The sequence below is a fragment of the Streptomyces sp. NPDC086077 genome, assembly GCF_040686175.1.
In the GTDB taxonomy this organism is placed as follows: Bacteria; Actinomycetota; Actinomycetes; order Streptomycetales; family Streptomycetaceae; genus Streptomyces.
This window is the reverse complement of sequence record NZ_JBFBJT010000162.1, coordinates 1-15,443: the sequence shown is the minus strand read 5'-3', so window position 1 is coordinate 15,443 and position 15,443 is coordinate 1. Positions and strand designations below refer to the sequence as shown.

Below are 15,443 nucleotides of genomic sequence, written 5' to 3'. Positions count from 1 at the left end.
CTGAAGCTGCGCGGTGTGCCCAAGGCGGACCGGCGCGGCCGCGCGGAGGAACTGCTGGAACTGGTCCGGCTCCAGGGGGCGTACGGCAAGCGGGTGCACGAGCTGTCCGGCGGCATGCGGCAGCGGGTGGCGCTGGCCCGCGCGCTCGCGCAGGACAGCGGCCTGCTGCTGATGGACGAGCCGTTCGCGGCGCTCGACGCGATCACCCGTGACGTGCTGCACGACGAGCTGACCAGGATCTGGACGGAGACACGGCTGTCCGTGCTCTTCGTGACGCACAACGTGCGGGAGGCGGCGCGGCTCGCGCAGCGCGTCGTGCTGCTGTCGTCGCGTCCGGGACGGATCGCGCGCGAGTGGACGGTCGACATCCCGCAGCCGCGCCGCATCGAGGACGCCGCGGTGGCGGAGCTGTCCCGTGAGATCACCGAAGAACTGCGTGGGGAGATCCGCCGACATGGCCAGCACTGATACGCACGCCGTCAAGGGCGGCCACGACCTGGCCGGCGTCGAGGCGGGTCTGGACGCCCTGGACACGGTGCAGACGGGCCGTACGCCGCTGCGCACGACGTTCACACAGAAGATCGTGCCGCCGGTCACCGCCGTCCTGCTGGTGCTCGCGGTGTGGCAGGCGCTGGTCACCTTCGGCGTCGTCGACGACCCCAGCAAGCTGCCCTCGCCCTCCGACGTGTGGGGCGAGGTGCGGACCGCCTGGCTTCAGGGGACGCTGCTCGACTACATCTGGACCAGCGTCTCGCGCGGTCTGCTGGGCTTCCTGATGGCACTGGCCATCGGCACCCCGCTTGGCCTGCTGGTGGCCCGGGTGCGGTTCGTACGGGCCGCGATCGGCCCGATCCTGTCCGGCCTGCAGTCGCTCCCGTCGGTGGCCTGGGTGCCGCCGGCCGTCATCTGGCTCGGTCTGAACAACCAGATGATGTACGCCGTGATCCTGCTGGGCGCCGTCCCCTCCATCGCCAACGGCCTCGTCTCGGGCGTGGACCAGGTGCCGCCGCTCTACCTGCGGGCGGGCCGCACGCTCGGCGCGACCGGCCTGAAGGGCACCTGGCACATCGTGATGCCGGCCGCGCTGCCCGGATACCTGGCCGGCCTGAAGCAGGGCTGGGCGTTCGCCTGGCGGTCCCTGATGGCCGCCGAGATCATCGCCTCCTCCCCCGACCTGGGCGTGGGGCTCGGCCAGTTGCTGGAGAACGGCCGCAACACCAGCTCCATGTCCATGGTCTTCCTCGCCATCCTGCTCATCCTGATCGTCGGTATCGCCATCGACCTGCTGATCTTCAGTCCGCTGGAGCGGCGGGTGCTGCGCAGCCGCGGCCTCCTGGTGAAGAGCTGATCCCCATGCGCCACGAACCGGTCCTCGTCGTCATCGCCCACGGCAGCCGTGACCCGCGGCACGCCGCGACCGTGCACGCCCTGGTGCGGCGGGTGCGGTCGCTGCGGCCGGGCCTGCGGGTCGAAACCGGTTTCCTGGACTTCAACGTCCCGTCCGTGCGGGGCTTGCTGGAGTCCCTGGCGGCGGAGGGCGTCCGCGACGTCGTGGCGCTGCCGCTCCTGCTGACGCGTGCCTTCCACGCGAAGGCGGACATCCCGGCGGTGCTGCGGGAGGCGCCGCGGCGGCTGCGGATCCGCCAGGCGGAGGTGCTCGGCCCCTCCCCGCTGCTGATGGCCGCGCTCGAGCGGCGGCTGTACGAGGCGGGGCTGACGCCCGCCGACAAGCCCTCGACCGGGGTCGTCCTGGCCTCGGCGGGGTCCACGGACCCGGAGGCGATCGCAGTGATCGCAGAAATCGCGCGGGAGTGGCGGCACACCGGTTGGTGCGCCGTGCGGCCTGCGTTCGCCTCCGCCGGTTCTCCCGCGGGGTTCCCCCGCACCGAGGACGCGGTGCGGGAACTGCGCGCCCTCGGCTGCGAACGCGTCGCCGTCGCGCCGTACGTCCTGGCCCCCGGCTTCCTGCCGGACCGCATCGCGCGGGGCGCCGCAGAGGCGGACGTACTGGCCGGTGTGCTGGGGCCGGCGCCGGAGGTGGCCCGGGTGCTGCTGGAGCGGTACGAGGGGGCTCGGGTACCGCTGCCGGCGGCCGTCGGGGCCTGAGCCGGCCCCAGTCGAACCGGATCCCTCCGGTGCGGGTCCGAGCTCGAAGAAGTCCGGGTGGCCGGCCAGGGCGCGGAAGCTGTCGAAGAGTCCGGCCACCCGCGGGCCGCGCGGAATCGCCCGCAGCACGGGGCCGAACCACACCGTGGCGTCGACATGGACGGGGGGAGTTCCCACATGGCGCCCGCCTCGGCGATCACCACGTCGAAGTCCTCGGCCGCGCGTTCGTGGATGCGGACGCCGAACCTACAGGCCACGCAGTACCTTCTCGCCGTGCCGCTCGGCGGCGGCCACCGCCACCCGCACCGGGCCGTTGGATGGTTCCCGGTCCAGTTGCCGGGCCTTCTCCTGGCCCACTACCCGGTGGACGACCCGGTGAGCTCCACCAGCTTGACGACGGTGTTCCAGTTCCTGGTCGTGGCGGTCACGCCCTTGTTCAGGCGGGGTCTCGCCAGGTACTCGGCGAGCTTGGAGCGGCCCAGGCCGTTCGGAGCGTACAGGTACAGGACGCGGTCGCCGAACCGGAACTCCTCGGGCAGGAAGGCCGCCTGGTCGATCTCGGCGAAACGCCCGGCGTCGACCGGCACGGAGAAGTAGGTGGCGTGCAGTTGCTTGGCCTCCAGTTCGGCCGCCGGGAACGGGCAGTTGTCGGCGACCGCCTTCAGATAGGCGTGGTCGCGCACGATGAGGTCCACCCCGAAGCCGAAGCGCTTCTCGACCGCCCGCGTGAGCTCGGCGGCCAGGGACTCCTCGTCGCCGTGGTCGGCGGTGAACACGGCCTGACCGCTCTGGAGATACGTCCGCACGCCCCCGTGACCGAGGCTCTCCATCAGGGCGCGCAGGTCTGCCATGGGGACCTTCTTGCTGCCGCCCACGTTGATTCCGCGCAGCAGCGCCGCATACGTCGTCACCCGTCCACCCTAAGCGGCCGTCGTGCCCCGTGGGGGCGGGCACGACGGCCGGGCCCGGCGTGCGGGCGGCGCGAAACCCTGGCCCACCGAACCGGCCGGTAGCAACCGATCGGCCCGTACATCGGCGGACAGATGTACGGGGCCGGTGTCCTCCCCAGTGGTGAGGGCGGGTTGACCGTCCGGAGGACCAGGGGACCGTACGCCGGCCGGCCGGCCAAGGGCCCGTGGGTTCCGGTGGAACCCGACGGGCGCTCATCATGCGCTCGCCGCTGCCAGTTCGGCCTCGATCAGGTCGGCGGCGCGCCGCGTGCCGCCCTCCCTGGCCATCTCCGCCTGGAGATCCGCCAGGCGGCGGGCGACCTCCGGGTCGTCGACGAGTGCGAGGGCCGCCTCGCGGAGCGTCTCGGCGGTGGCCTCCTCGGCCGGGACATGGCGGGCCACCCCGAGGTTCTGGAGCATGTCGGCGTTGCCGAACTGGTCGACCGCCTGCGGCACGGCGATCATCGGCGTGGCAGTGGCCATGCCCTCCTGGCTGCCGCCCGCGCCCGCGTGCGTGACGAACAGGTCGGCCTGCTTGAGGATCGCGAGCTGCGGGACCCAGGACCGCACCTCGACGTTCCCCGGCACCTCCCCCACCTCGTCGGGGTCGACGTGCTTGCCGATCTGGAGCACCACGTGCCAGCCCGGCAGCCCCGCGAACGCCCGCACGCACTCCCGGTAGAACGCCGCCTGCTTGGTGAACGCCGAGCCGAGCGAGACCAGCACGACCTTCTCGGCATCGGCGGGCCGCCTCCAGTCCCCCTCCGCGCCGCGGTCGCCCTGGCAGGCGCCGACGAAGCTGTACACCGTCTCGTCGACCCGGTCGGCGTTCGGCTGGAGCGCCTTGGGGATCAGCACGAGGGAACGGGCCGGCCGGCCGGCGAACGGATCCGGATGCTGGGAGATGCCGTTCGCCTCCAGCCAGGCCTGGAAGCGCGCGTAGTAGGCCTGACCGCGCTCGGTCTTCCTCGGCTCCTCCCACATCGGCCCGGCGACCTCCTCCTCGTAGCCTTCCCAGGCCACCAGGTTCGGCGAGAGGGAGACGGCCGGGACGCCCCAGCGATGGGCCAGCACCCGCGCCGGATACGAGGCGATGTCGTGCAGCACGAGATCCGGCTCGTCGCCCTCGTACGCCTCGATCAGCTGCGGCAGGGCCTGGATGGCGTCGTTCAGGAAGGGCTCGACGTTGTCCAGCAGCGTCTCGCCCCACGCCTCCGGGTCGTCGTCGGGGCCCGGCAGGGTCGACTTCCAAGGCTTGACCTCGGCGCCCGTCTCGGCGACCTTCTCCGCGAACACCGGGGGAATCGCGTACGTCACCCGGTGCCCCCGCGCGACGAGCTCACGGATCACCTCCAGGCTCGGGTTCACGTGACCGTGGGCAGCGATGGAGAACATGGCGATGTGCGTCATGCCCCCGACCCTAAGCGAGACGATACGTCTCGTGCAACCGCTTTCCCGTCTCCTGTCCCCCGTCAGCGCTGATACCGCGCCAGTACCAGATTCCCGTCCTCCTCCAGTCGTCTTCGCAGCTCGTCGAGGCCGATCGCGCCGCTGTAGTACTCCTGCAGCGCGGGCGTCGCCACCTTGTCCTTCCACTCGGGATACCCCCGCACCGACTGCGCGGGCGCCGGGCGGAGGTGGGTCGCGAGGGCGGTGCCGGTGGCCCAGCCGTACCGGGCGGTGCGCAGGGCCGGGTCCTTCAGGGCCCGCGTGCCGGTGGGCAGCATCCAGTCGCCCAGAGCCAGGCGCACCATGTTCTGCGGCCGCAGCAGGAAGTCGAGGAAGGCCGCCGCCTCCTTCTTGTACGGGCTGTCCTCGGCGATCGACAGGGTCTGCGGACTGACGCCCTGGGCGAGCCCGCCCGCACCGGCCGGGGCCGGCAGCACCTGCCAGTCGAAGCCCTTCGGCGCCTGCTGGACGATCTGCTGGCGGTACGAGAAGCCGAGCGGCACCATCGCGTACTTGCCGCCGAAGAAGCCGGGGAGCGTGTCCGAACCGCCGCTGCCGAGCGTCGAACCCGACGCGCTGGCATCGGAGTTGACCTGATCGTGGACGGTGCGCGGCACCACCTCGTCCCCCGCCTCGAAACGGACCGTGACCCTGCCGTCCGCACCCCGGTGGAAGAGCTGTCCACCGGCCGAGAGGGAGAGGTTGAGCGTGGCCGAGACGGGTTCCTTCAGCGGCCAGGCCACCCCGTACTTCCCCTCGGCGCTCAGTTCCTTCGTCACCTCGCGGAACTCCGCCCAGGTCCACGGCTCTTCTGGGGTCGGGATCCGCACACCCGAATCCCTCAGCCAGGCCGAGTTCGCGATGATCACCCGCGGCTCCTGAAGGAACGGCACCCCGTAGATCCCGTCCCCGAAGGTCACCGTCTCCCAGCTGCGCCGCGGGATGTCGGCCTTCAGCCGCTCGGGCAGCAGGCCGGTGAGGTCGGCGAGGTAGCCGCCGTACGCGAAGTCGGCGAGGTCGTCGGAGGCGTCGTGGATGATGTCCGGCGCCTCACCGCCCTCGAAGGAGGTCAGGAGCTGGTCGTGGACGCTGTCCCAGCTGCCCTGGACGTACTCGACACGGACGTCCGGATGGGCGGCGTTCCACTCCGCCACCAGCTCCCTGTTGGCCTCGACGGACTCCTGCTGCCAGGCCAGCGACTGGAAGCGGAGCGTGATCCTGCCGTCCGCCGACTCGTCCCGCGCGCCACCCGTGCAGGCGGTCAGCAGCATCAGGGCGGCCGCGAGGATCCCTGCCCTCCTGGCGCGCATCAGCTCTTCACCGCCCCGGCGAGCATGCCGCCCGTGATCCGCCGCTGGATGACGGCGAAGACGAGCAGGGAGGGCAGGGTCGCGAGGAACGCGGCCGCGGCGAGGGGACCGAGGTCCGCCACGCCCTCCGCGCCGATGAAGTGGGTCAGGATCACGGGCAGTGTCTGTTTCTCCGGGGTCTTCAGCAGGACCAGGGCGAAGAAGAACTCGTTCCAGGCGGTGATGAAGGCGAACAGGGCCGTCGCCACGATCCCCGGCGCCAGCAGCGGCGCGGTCACCGACACCAGCGTCCGCAGCCGACCGGCGCCGTCGACCGCCGCCGCCTCCTCCAGTTCGGCCGGCACGGCCCGGACGTAACCGACCAGCATCCACAGCGCGAACGGCAGTGCCCAGACGACGTACACCATCACCAGGCCCGGCAGGGAGTTGATCAGCCGCAGGTTCTTCAGCACCAGGAAGAGCGGGATGATCACCAGCACGAACGGGAACGCCTGACTGACCACGACCCACCCGGTCGCCGCCCGCGCCGGCCGGGTGCGGTGACGGGCCATCACGTACGCCATCGGTGTCGCGATCAGCACGGCGACAACCGCCGCTCCCGTCGCGGCGAACAGGGAGTTGAGCGCGGCCCGCAGCAGCGGCTGCTCGTCGAAGGCCTGCCGGAAGTTGGCGAGCGTGGGGTCCTCGGGGATCCAGGTCGGGTGCAGGCTGCCCAGTTCCCGCGGTGGCTTGAAGGCGGTGGAGATCAGCCACAGGAAGGGGAAGGCGAGGAAGACGAGGTACGCGAGCAGCGCCACGTACTGGCCGACGCGCGCCCCGGTGGTGGTCCTCATACGTCGTCTCCTCCCCTGAGCCGGCCCACCAGGAAGAGCGCCAGCAGTACCGAGATCACCGCGACCATCACGCATCCCATCGCCGCCGCGTAGCCGAACTGGCCGTAGCGGAAGGCCTCCTCGTAGGCGAAGAGCATGGGCAGCCTGGTCCTGCCGCCCGGACCACCGCTGGTCAGGACGTAGACCAGGGCGAACGCGTTGAAGTTCCAGATGAAGTTCAGAGCCGTGATCGCGAGGGCGACCGGTCTGAGGGCGGGCCAGGTGACCGTCCGGAACCGGCGCCAGGCACCCGCGCCGTCGATCGCGGCCGCCTCGTGCAGCTCGCGCGGGGTGTTCTGCAGTCCGGCGAGCAGGGCGACCGTCGTCTGGGGCATCCCCGCCCAGACGCCGACGACGATCACCGCGGGCAGGGCGGTACCGAGCCCGCTGAGCCAGTCGCGGCCGTCACCGAGACCCAGGTCGCGCAGAGTCTCGTTGAGGACGCCCGCGTCGGGGTTGTAGACGAGCCGCCACATGATGCCGACGACGACCTCGGGCATCGCCCATGGAACGATCGCCAGGGCGCGGGCCAGCCAGCGCAGCCGGAGCCGCTCGTTGAGCAGCAGGGCGAGGCCGAGCGCCAGCAGGAACTGCGGCACCGTCACGCCGACCGCCCACACCAGCCCGATCCGGAACGACTCCCAGAACAGCGTGTCCCGCAGCAGGTCCTGGAAGTTCAGGGTGCCGATCCACTCGGTGGGCTCGGTGCGGCCCGCCTGGGCGTCGGTGAACGCCAGCAGGATCCCGTACAACAGCGGCCCCACGCTCAGTACGAGGATGGGGATGAGCGCGGGCAGCACCAGGAACCACGCGCCGTGGTCGCCGCCACGCCGCTGACGGCCCCGGCTCGGCCCGCGTTTCGCGTGCCTCACCTCGGTCACCAATGTCACGGGATCGGCTCCTTTGCGCGGCTCGTGACGTTCGGAGCCCGGCGGGCCCCCGTCATGGTCGTGAAGGCGGTCGACGTCGTCAAGGGCCCGCGCACGCCCCCGACCTGTGCGAATGCGACACTGGCCGACGGACGGCACGAACGCGGCACCGCGGGATCCGGGCCACGGGCCCCGCGACGAGGGATCACGGAGGCGGACGATGGACGAGGCACGGGCGCGGGACGTACTGGCCGCGGCGGGGGTCCTGCCCGGTCCGGCACGGGACGCGCGGCTCCTCGCCCTCGGCGAGAACGCCGTGTTCGCCGCCGGTGACCTGGTCGTCAAGGTGGGCCGCGACGCCGAACTCCTCGACCGGGCGCGCCGGGAGGTCGCCATCGCGTTGTGGCTGGCGGAGGCCGAGGTCCCCGCGGTCCGGGCGGCCCTGGACACCGCGCTGCTCGTCGAGAGGCACCCGGTGACCGTGTGGCACCGGCTGCCCGATCCCGTACGGCCCGCCGAGCCCCGGGATCTGGCCGGACTGCTCCAGGTCGTCCACGCACTGCCCTCCCCCTCCTTCCCGCTGCCGCCCCGCGCACTGCTGGGCGGGGTGGAACGCTGGCTGCGGCTGGCCGGCGAGACGATCGCCCCGGCGGACGCGGCGTACCTGCGCGAGCGCCGCGACGGGTTCGAGGCCGCCGCGGCCGCGCTCACCCCGCAGTTGCCGCCCGGCCCGATCCACGGCGACGCGCTGCCCCGCAATGTGCACATCGGTCCCGACGGGCCGGTCCTGGTCGATCTGGAGACCTTCTCCGCCGACCTGCGCGAGCACGACCTGGTGGTGATGGCCCTCTCCCGCGACCGCTACGGTCTGCCGGCCGAGGCCTACGACTCGTTCACCGAGGCCTACGGCTGGGACGTGCGCGAGTGGGACGGCTGTGCGGTGCTGCGCGGGGCGCGGGAGACGGCCAGTTGCGCCTGGGTGGCCCAGCACGCGCCGAGCAGTCCCACGGCGCTGGCCGAGTTCGAGCGCCGGGTGGCATCGCTGCGGGACGGGGACGAGACCGTGCGCTGGTATCCGTTCTGAGCCGCCGGCCACTGCCGGGCGGGCTCAGACCCGCTCGTCGGCCGGCTCCCGCAGTGGCCACAGGCCGTCCACGACGGCGGTGGCGTCCCCCTTGCGGCGCAGGAACTTCTGGAAGTCCGCCGCCCACTCGGCGTACCACTCGACCTGGCGTCGGTGCAGCTCCGCCGGGCCGAGGGCCGCGATCTTGGGGTGGCGGCCGGCTATCGCGCAGGCCAGCCGGGCGGCGGCGAGCGCGTCGGCGGAGGCGTCATGGGCACCGTCGAGGACGATGCCGTACTCCGTGCAGACCGCTTCGAGGTTGCGCTTGCCGCGCCGGTAGCGGTCGACCTGGCGGTCGATGGTGTACGGGTCGATGACCGGCGCCGGGTGCAGGCCGCCGAGGCGGTCCCGCAGGGACGGCAGGCCGTACCGCCGCAGTTCGGCGCAGAGCAGGGTGAGGTCGAAGGCGGCGTTGTAGGCGACGACGGGGACGCCCGTCTTCCAGTAGCCCGCGAGGACATCGGCGATGGCGTCCGCGACCCGGTCGGCCGGGCGGCCCTCGGTGACCGCGCGTTCGTTGCTGATGCCGTGCACCGCCACCGCGTCCGCCGGGATCTCCACTCCCGGATCCGCCAGCCATTCCCGGCGTCCCAGGGGCTGACCGCCCCTGACCTCGATCACGGCCCCCGTGACAATGCGCGCCTCTCGCGGATCGGTCCCGGTCGTCTCCAGGTCGAAGCCGATCAGCAGCTCCCGGTGCCAGCCCATCGGCGGCCCCCCTTCTTGGTGGTGCTTTCCCCCAGTGATCTCCACGATCGCATGCGGCACTGACAATCAGAGGACAGCGTTCCGCTTGGGCCCCTGGCGGGACGCCGGAAAAAGGTGACGACGATTCAGGACACAGGGCGGGAATCCACCCATGCCGCCTCGAACTCCTCCCGGTACGTTCCGAAGAGTCCACCCTCGTCCACTTCGCCCGGCTTGACCACCCGGTTGCCGTTCCGCAGTACCAGCACCGGCGCCTCCATCCCACGGGTGCGGCGCAGATAGGACTGCACGACCGCGATGCCGTCCGAGCCGTCGCCGTCCACGAGGTAGGCGGTGAAGCGGGGTGTCTCGTCGTAGACCTGGATCTCGAAGGCGTCCGGGTCCCGCAACCGGGCGCGCACCCGGCGCATGTGGAGGATGTTCATCTCCACGGCCCGGCTCAGCTCGCCCCGCTTGATGCCCAGTTCGCGCTCGCGCCGCTTCACCGCGCTGGACGCCGGGTTGAGGAACAGCAGCCGCACCCGGCAGCCGCCCTCGGCCAGGCGCACCAGACGGCGTCCGGAGAAGTTCTGCACGAGCAGGTTGAGGCCGATGCCGACGGCGTCGAGACGGCGGGCCCCGCCGAAGATGTCCTCGGCGGGGAACTGGCGCATCAGCCGCACCCGGTCGGAGTGCACGGCGACGACGTCGGAGTAGCGGTCGCCGACGAGGTCCTCGACCGCGTCGACCCGCAGCCGGCGCGCCGAGGGCACGTCCCCGCCCGAGCCGAGGGTCTCCAGCAGCCGCGCCGAGGCCCGCTCGGCCTGGTTCAGCACGGCCTCGGACAGGGCCCGGTTGCGCGAGACGACGTTGCGGGTGACCTCCAGCTCGTCGAGCGCGAGTTCGACGTCCCGGCGCTCGTCGACGTACGGCTCGAAGCAGGGCCAGTGCTGCACCATCAGCTCGCGCAGCTGCGGCAGGGTGAGGAAGCTGAGGACGTTGTCGTCGGCGGGGTCGAGCAGATAGCCCTTGCGGCGGCTGACCTCGCGCACGGCGACCGCGCGCTGGACCCACTCCTGGCCGGCCGGACCGGCCGCGGCGACCACCCACTCGTCGCCGTGGACGGGTTCGTAGATGGGGCGCAGGACGGCGGCCACGACCGCGCGCAGCCGCTGCTCGACGAGGTTCAGCCAGATGTAGGCACGACCGGCTCGCTGGGCGCGGGTGCGCACCTCGTGCCAGGCGTCGGCGTCCCAGTCCAGTTCCGGGCCGATCGAGTGCGTCTCCATCGGTCTGGCCAGCGACACCGTGCCGGGCGGGACCTCTGTGGAGCTCCCCTCGTGACCCTCGTCACCAGGGGGCAGCTCCAGCCCTCCCGAGCCCACCCGCGCACCGCCTTCCACTCCCCCGAGCACTCCCTGCCCCAACGATCAAGGAAGGGTACTCCGGGAGCGGTCGGCGGTGCAGCCGGATGGGCAGGCTTGTTCGCCAACTTCCCTACTCGGTACGTCCATTCTGATCAGCCAGCTCGGCCGGCGTGAGCGGATTCATAGCGGTGACGTCACGCGGGGCGACGGACAGGCCCTGCCAGTGGACCGGCATGGGCTGCTGGTCCTCGTCGCGCGCCACGTGGTGGAAGCCGACGTTGACCCAGACCACGGGGTTCTTCAGGGCCTGGCCGCCCACCCACTTGTCGACGGACTTGCCGTGCCCGGCACCGCAGTCGGGCAGGTTGTCGCTGGCGTACTGCTCGCACTTGTCGTACTCGGTGAAGTACACGTCGTGCCGGGTGTAGCCGCGGCCGGGGTACTTGGCGCTGGCACCGGGCACGATCTCGTACGAGCGGGCGTGCCCGTCCTTGTTCTTGCCGGTCGCGCTGACCACGCGCCACCAGCGCATGTTCCTGGCGTCGCCCGCGAGTTCCTTGGTGATCGCGGTGCGGGTGGTCTTGTTGGTGGGCGCCGGGCGGCCGTTCGCGGGGGCGCTGACCTTGGAGTCGTACTGCTCGATCCTGCCCTTGGTCGAGCCGTCCAGGTTGAAGTTGAGCCGCCAGAAGACGTTGTGGCTGTGGCTGGTGGCGTAGGCCTTGGCGCCCTTGCCGATCGGCCAGCCGCGGCCGTCACCGGCGTCGTAGTCCACGGGCGAGAGGGAGCCTGTGGCGCCGACGTTCATGTTGATCGTGCCGTCGTCCTGGAAGCGCCACTCGGTGATGTACTCGTACCAGCCGACCTGGTTGACGGTGTAGACGAGCAGGTCCTTGCCCTGCTTCTGGAAGACCTTGTTCGCGCTCTCGCCCTGCATGCGGTAGGCATGACCACGCGAACGAGTGGTGGTGCACAGGCCTTTGACGTTCTGGTGGGAGGGGTCCCAGGCCTCGGGCACCCGGACGGTCTTGATGGTGCCGCCGGGGCACTCGCCGGGCGCCAGGTCCTTCAGGCCCTGGCCGAAACCGGCCTGGGTGAGGTCCTGGTACTCGGCCTTGCCGTCGTCGTAGGGCACATGGATCTGGCCGAGCTTGCCGGAGGCCAGCACCTTGATCGGGCGGGGCTCGCCCGGCGGCTGGTAGGTGATGTGCTCCAGTACGAGACCGGCCTCCTTGTGGTAGCGCCAGCACATGCGCCAGGTGGTGCCGGTGGAGAGCTTCTGCTCGATGCGGTATGCGGCGCTGCAGGCGGCCGCCGCAGCCGGCGCGGCGTTTGGCTGGGCGGCGGCCGGGACCGCCCCGGTGGCGGCACCGGCGGCCAGCCCAGCCACGGCGAGGGCCAGGGCCGTCCGCTTGCGGGCACGGCTGTTGCTGATCACGGGCATGACGAAATCGACTCCCTTGCGGAAGGCTCACCGGAGCCTTCTGGAGGATCGGTTGGAAGAGTGGACCGAGGCACGCAGGCGGCGGGTTGCTCCCGCGCGGGTGGCTCAGCCGGCGAGCTCGCCCACCTTGCGGGCGCTCAGGTCGACCACCAGGTGACGGGCGTCGATCCACGGCCCGTTCCTCACCTTCGGGAACAGGCGTACGCAGCGGTGCTCACCGCACTGGTCGAGCACGGCGGGCTGGGCGCCCGGCGTGGCCCGGTACACCATGCTGTTGAGCAGCAGCTGGTCCGGCGAGGTGAGCTCCTTGCCGGTGGCGTCCTTGTAGTCGGCCTTCAGGCCCGCGCCCAGCGGGTCGGCGATCAGCAGTCCGGCCGCCTCGGTGGCCTCGTCACGGCTCAGCGGCGGCTGGACCCCCTGCCGACTTGCGGTCCGCTCGACCTTTCCGGTGTCGAGGTTGACCGTCCGGGTGACAAGGGTGTCCTTCCCGTAGTCGTAGAACGAGACCTCGGCGCGCCGGGGCGCCTCCGGGTCGCCCAGCTCCACGGCCTCCGGTTCGGCGAGGTCGACGCCGAGCCGCTGCGGTCCGCGGCCGCCGTCGACGCCCTCGCCGGAACTGATCAGCTGCCGGCTGAGCGCGAGCCGTTCGACCCGCTTCGTCTCGTCCTCGGTGAGCGGGTCACGGCCGGTGCCCTTCTCGCCCTGGGCCGGCGCCTGCTCGACGACGCCCGGCGGCACGGCTGCCTGGCCGTCCGCCGCGCCCTGGGCCGCCTGCTGGGCCCCGCGGCCACCGGCCGTTCCCCCGGCCGTGTCGTCCGCCCCTGCCGTGCCCGGCAGGGTGATCCCCACCATCACTGCCGTCCCGGCGAGCGCGATGGCGGCACCGGCCACCACCTTGCCCAGATGCCGGTGCACTATGTTGCGCACAATCTCCCCCTACTCCCCCTGATCTCCAGGGGAGTACGTGTCTGCCCCACTGGTTCGGCATACCTCCGTATGCACTGGTCGACCGGTAAGAGGGGAGTAAGTCATAGGTGGTTCCCTCACTTTCGTGGAGACTCGGGGTCAAGGCGGTCCCACCGGCACGACACACCTGGAAGAGTCGTATCCATGCAGGTCTGGCCTGGAGAGGCATATCCGCTCGGCGCCACGTACGACGGCGCCGGCACCAATTTCGCGGTCTTCACGGAGGCCGCGGACCGAGTAGAGCTGTGTCTGCTGCACGACGACGGCTCGGAGACGGCGGTGGAACTGCGGGAGAGCGACGCGTTCGTACGGCACGCGTACCTGCCGGGCGTCATGCCGGGGCAGCGGTACGGCTACCGCGTGCACGGCCCCCACGCTCCCGAGCGGGGGCTGCGCTGCAACTCGGCGAAGCTGCTGCTCGACCCGTACGCGCGCGCTGTCAGCGGTTCGGTCTCGTGGGGCGAGGAGGTGTACGGCTATCCGTTCGGCTCCCCGGACGAGCGCAACGACCTGGACTCCGCGCCGCACACCATGACGTCCGTCGTGGTGAACCCGTACTTCGACTGGGGCGACGACCGGCCACCCCGCACCGAGTACCACGAGACGGTGATCTACGAGGCCCATGTGAAGGGCCTGACCATGCGCCACCCGGGGCTGCCGGAGGAACTGCGCGGCACCTACGCGGCGCTCGCCCATCCGGCGGTCATAGAGCACCTCACCGGGCTCGGCGTCACCACCCTGGAGTTGATGCCCGTACACCAGTTCGTCAATGACCACCGTCTGGTGGACATGGGCCTGAACAACTACTGGGGCTACAACACCATCGGCTTCTTCGCCCCGCACAACGCGTACGCCTCCTGGGGCGACCGGGGACAGCAGGTCCTGGAGTTCAAGTCGGCGGTGCGCGCGTTGCACGAGGCCGGGATCGAAGTGATCCTGGACGTCGTCTACAACCACACCGCCGAGGGCAACCACCTGGGCCCGACGCTGTCCTTCCGGGGACTGGACAATCCGTCGTACTACCGCCTGGCGGACGACCCCCGGTACTACATGGACACCACCGGGACCGGGAACTCCCTGCTCATGCGGTCCCCGCACGTGCTCCAGCTGATCATGGACTCGCTGCGGTACTGGGTCACGGAGATGCATGTCGACGGCTTCCGCTTCGACCTCGCGGCCACGCTGGCGCGGCAGTTCCACGAGGTGGACCGGCTGTCGTCGTTCTTCGACCTGGTGCAGCAGGACCCCGTGGTGTCCCAGGTGAAGCTGATCGCCGAACCGTGGGACGTGGGCGAGGGCGGCTACCAGGTGGGCAACTTCCCGCCGCTGTGGACGGAGTGGAACGGCAAGTACCGGGACACGGTACGGGACCTGTGGCGGGGCGAGCCGCGCACGATGGCGGAGTTCGCCTCCCGGCTGACCGGCTCGTCCGACCTGTACCAGGACGACGGACGCCGGCCGCTGGCCTCCATCAACTTCGTGACCTGCCACGACGGCTTCACGCTGCACGACCTGGTGTCGTACGACCACAAGCACAACGAGGCCAACGGGGAGGACAACCGCGACGGCGAGAGCCACAACCGGTCCTGGAACTGCGGCGCGGAGGGCGAGAGCGACGACCCGGACGTCCTGGCACTGCGCGGCCGGCAGATGCGCAACTTCATCGCCACGCTGATGCTGTCCCAGGGCGTGCCGATGATCAGCCACGGCGACGAGTTCGCGCGCACCCAACGCGGCAACAACAACGCCTACTGCCAGGACAGCGAGCTGGCCTGGGTCCAGTGGCCGCCGGACGGCAGCGAGCTGCTGGACTTCACACGCGCGATGGTGTGGCTGCGCAGGGACCATCCGGTGCTGCGCAGGCGGCGCTTCTTCCACGGCCGGCTGGTGGAGGGCACCCATGACGAGCTGTCCGACATCGCCTGGTTCACCCCCGAGGGCAAGGAGATGACCCAGCGGGACTGGGAGTCCGCGCAGGCGTCGGCGCTGACGGTGTTCCTCAACGGCAACGCGATCTCCGAGCCGGGACCGCGCGGGGAACGCATCACCGACGATTCGTTCCTGCTGATGTTCAACGCCTCACCCAGGGCGCTGGACTTCGTGGTGCCGGTCGACCACGGACGGCAGTGGCAGGTCGTCGTCGACACCGCCCGGCCCGAGGGCGTGGCCCCGGGCACCGGCACGAAGGTGGCGGACGGGGACCGGCTCACCCTTGCGGACCGGAGCCTGACGGTGCTCCAGCGGCCCGCCTAGGCGCGGGTGCCGCTGTCGGGGAACCGCGGCGCGCCCGGTGTACGTCGCCG

General features: G+C 71.3%; 13 protein-coding genes and 1 pseudogene. 5 read left to right on the top strand and 9 right to left on the bottom strand.

Annotation, left to right across the window (positions count from 1 at the left end):
• The 3 genes from AB0O67_RS31620 to AB0O67_RS31610 form a co-directional block, all read left to right on the top strand.
• On the top strand, positions 1-468 hold a 468-nt coding region (locus AB0O67_RS31620), incomplete at its 5' end, for an ATP-binding cassette domain-containing protein (RefSeq protein WP_365457552.1).
• Positions 455-1,348, top strand: a complete 894-nt coding sequence (locus AB0O67_RS31615) for an ABC transporter permease (protein WP_365457549.1) — start codon at positions 455-457, stop codon at positions 1,346-1,348. The genes AB0O67_RS31620 and AB0O67_RS31615, both read left to right, overlap by 14 nt.
• Before the next feature lie 5 nt (positions 1,349-1,353).
• A complete protein-coding gene (locus AB0O67_RS31610) occupies positions 1,354-2,106 on the top strand; it encodes a sirohydrochlorin chelatase (protein WP_365457546.1) in 753 nt (250 codons plus the stop codon).
• Positions 2,107-2,462: 356 nt separating this feature from the next.
• On the opposite strand, the gene AB0O67_RS31605 is transcribed toward AB0O67_RS31610, so the two are convergent.
• From AB0O67_RS31605 to AB0O67_RS31585, 5 genes and pseudogenes are all read right to left on the bottom strand, one after another.
• Positions 2,463-3,017 carry a DUF1697 domain-containing protein gene (locus AB0O67_RS31605; RefSeq protein ID WP_365457543.1) on the bottom strand — a complete coding sequence of 185 codons (555 nt, stop codon included), beginning with the start codon at positions 3,015-3,017 and terminating at the stop codon, positions 2,463-2,465.
• Between the two features lie 255 nt (positions 3,018-3,272).
• Positions 3,273-4,539 (bottom strand): annotated as a pseudogene (gene mgt, locus AB0O67_RS31600) (macrolide-inactivating glycosyltransferase).
• Positions 4,529-5,815 (bottom strand): extracellular solute-binding protein, encoded by a 1,287-nt coding sequence (locus AB0O67_RS31595; RefSeq protein WP_365457540.1) that lies wholly within the window; start codon positions 5,813-5,815, stop codon positions 4,529-4,531. The pseudogene mgt and the gene AB0O67_RS31595 overlap by 11 nt, the downstream one beginning before the upstream one ends.
• A complete protein-coding gene (locus tag AB0O67_RS31590; RefSeq protein WP_365457537.1) occupies positions 5,815-6,648 on the bottom strand; it encodes a carbohydrate ABC transporter permease in 834 nt (277 codons plus the stop codon). Before AB0O67_RS31590 ends, AB0O67_RS31595 begins: the two co-directional genes overlap by 1 nt.
• Positions 6,645-7,559, bottom strand: a complete 915-nt coding sequence (locus AB0O67_RS31585) for a sugar ABC transporter permease (protein ID WP_365457558.1) — start codon at positions 7,557-7,559, stop codon at positions 6,645-6,647. Before AB0O67_RS31585 ends, AB0O67_RS31590 begins: the two co-directional genes overlap by 4 nt.
• A gap of 217 nt (positions 7,560-7,776) precedes the next feature.
• Here AB0O67_RS31585 and AB0O67_RS31580 point away from each other — a divergent pair, with 217 nt between their 5' ends.
• Positions 7,777-8,640 carry an aminoglycoside phosphotransferase family protein gene (locus AB0O67_RS31580; protein ID WP_365457534.1) on the top strand — a complete coding sequence of 288 codons (864 nt, stop codon included), beginning with the start codon at positions 7,777-7,779 and terminating at the stop codon, positions 8,638-8,640.
• A gap of 24 nt (positions 8,641-8,664) precedes the next feature.
• Here the strand turns inward: AB0O67_RS31580 and AB0O67_RS31575 are convergent, their stop codons facing one another.
• The 4 genes from AB0O67_RS31575 to AB0O67_RS31560 form a co-directional block, all read right to left on the bottom strand.
• Positions 8,665-9,387, bottom strand: a complete 723-nt coding sequence (locus AB0O67_RS31575) for a 3'-5' exonuclease (protein ID WP_365457532.1) — start codon at positions 9,385-9,387, stop codon at positions 8,665-8,667.
• Between the two features lie 125 nt (positions 9,388-9,512).
• The gene (locus AB0O67_RS31570; protein WP_365457555.1) at positions 9,513-10,751 is read right to left on the bottom strand and encodes an SAV2148 family HEPN domain-containing protein; all 1,239 of its coding nucleotides are present in this window, start codon (positions 10,749-10,751) and stop codon (positions 9,513-9,515) included.
• 112 nt (positions 10,752-10,863) lie between these two features.
• The gene (locus tag AB0O67_RS31565; RefSeq protein WP_365457529.1) at positions 10,864-12,174 is read right to left on the bottom strand and encodes a copper amine oxidase; all 1,311 of its coding nucleotides are present in this window, start codon (positions 12,172-12,174) and stop codon (positions 10,864-10,866) included.
• A gap of 105 nt (positions 12,175-12,279) precedes the next feature.
• Positions 12,280-13,101, bottom strand: a complete 822-nt coding sequence (locus tag AB0O67_RS31560) for a Tat pathway signal sequence domain protein (protein ID WP_365457526.1) — start codon at positions 13,099-13,101, stop codon at positions 12,280-12,282.
• A gap of 183 nt (positions 13,102-13,284) precedes the next feature.
• Between AB0O67_RS31560 and glgX the strand changes: the two genes are divergently transcribed.
• The gene (gene glgX, locus AB0O67_RS31555; RefSeq protein WP_365457523.1) at positions 13,285-15,393 is read left to right on the top strand and encodes a glycogen debranching protein GlgX; all 2,109 of its coding nucleotides are present in this window, start codon (positions 13,285-13,287) and stop codon (positions 15,391-15,393) included.
• Positions 15,394-15,443: the final 50 nt, after the last annotated feature.

Excerpts from the sequence above, each read along its gene's own strand:
- AB0O67_RS31575 (WP_365457532.1), bottom strand. The coding sequence starts at position 9,387 with ATGGGCTGGCACCGGGAGCTGCTGATCGGCTTCGACCTGGAGACGACC.
- AB0O67_RS31580 (WP_365457534.1), top strand. The coding sequence starts at position 7,777 with ATGGACGAGGCACGGGCGCGGGACGTACTGGCCGCGGCGGGGGTCCTG.
- glgX (WP_365457523.1), top strand. The coding sequence starts at position 13,285 with ATGCAGGTCTGGCCTGGAGAGGCATATCCGCTCGGCGCCACGTACGAC.
- AB0O67_RS31595 (WP_365457540.1), bottom strand. The coding sequence starts at position 5,815 with ATGCGCGCCAGGAGGGCAGGGATCCTCGCGGCCGCCCTGATGCTGCTG.
- AB0O67_RS31615 (WP_365457549.1), top strand. The coding sequence starts at position 455 with ATGGCCAGCACTGATACGCACGCCGTCAAGGGCGGCCACGACCTGGCC.
- AB0O67_RS31565 (WP_365457529.1), bottom strand. The coding sequence starts at position 12,174 with ATGCCCGTGATCAGCAACAGCCGTGCCCGCAAGCGGACGGCCCTGGCC.
- AB0O67_RS31610 (WP_365457546.1), top strand. The coding sequence starts at position 1,354 with ATGCGCCACGAACCGGTCCTCGTCGTCATCGCCCACGGCAGCCGTGAC.
- AB0O67_RS31590 (WP_365457537.1), bottom strand. The coding sequence starts at position 6,648 with ATGAGGACCACCACCGGGGCGCGCGTCGGCCAGTACGTGGCGCTGCTC.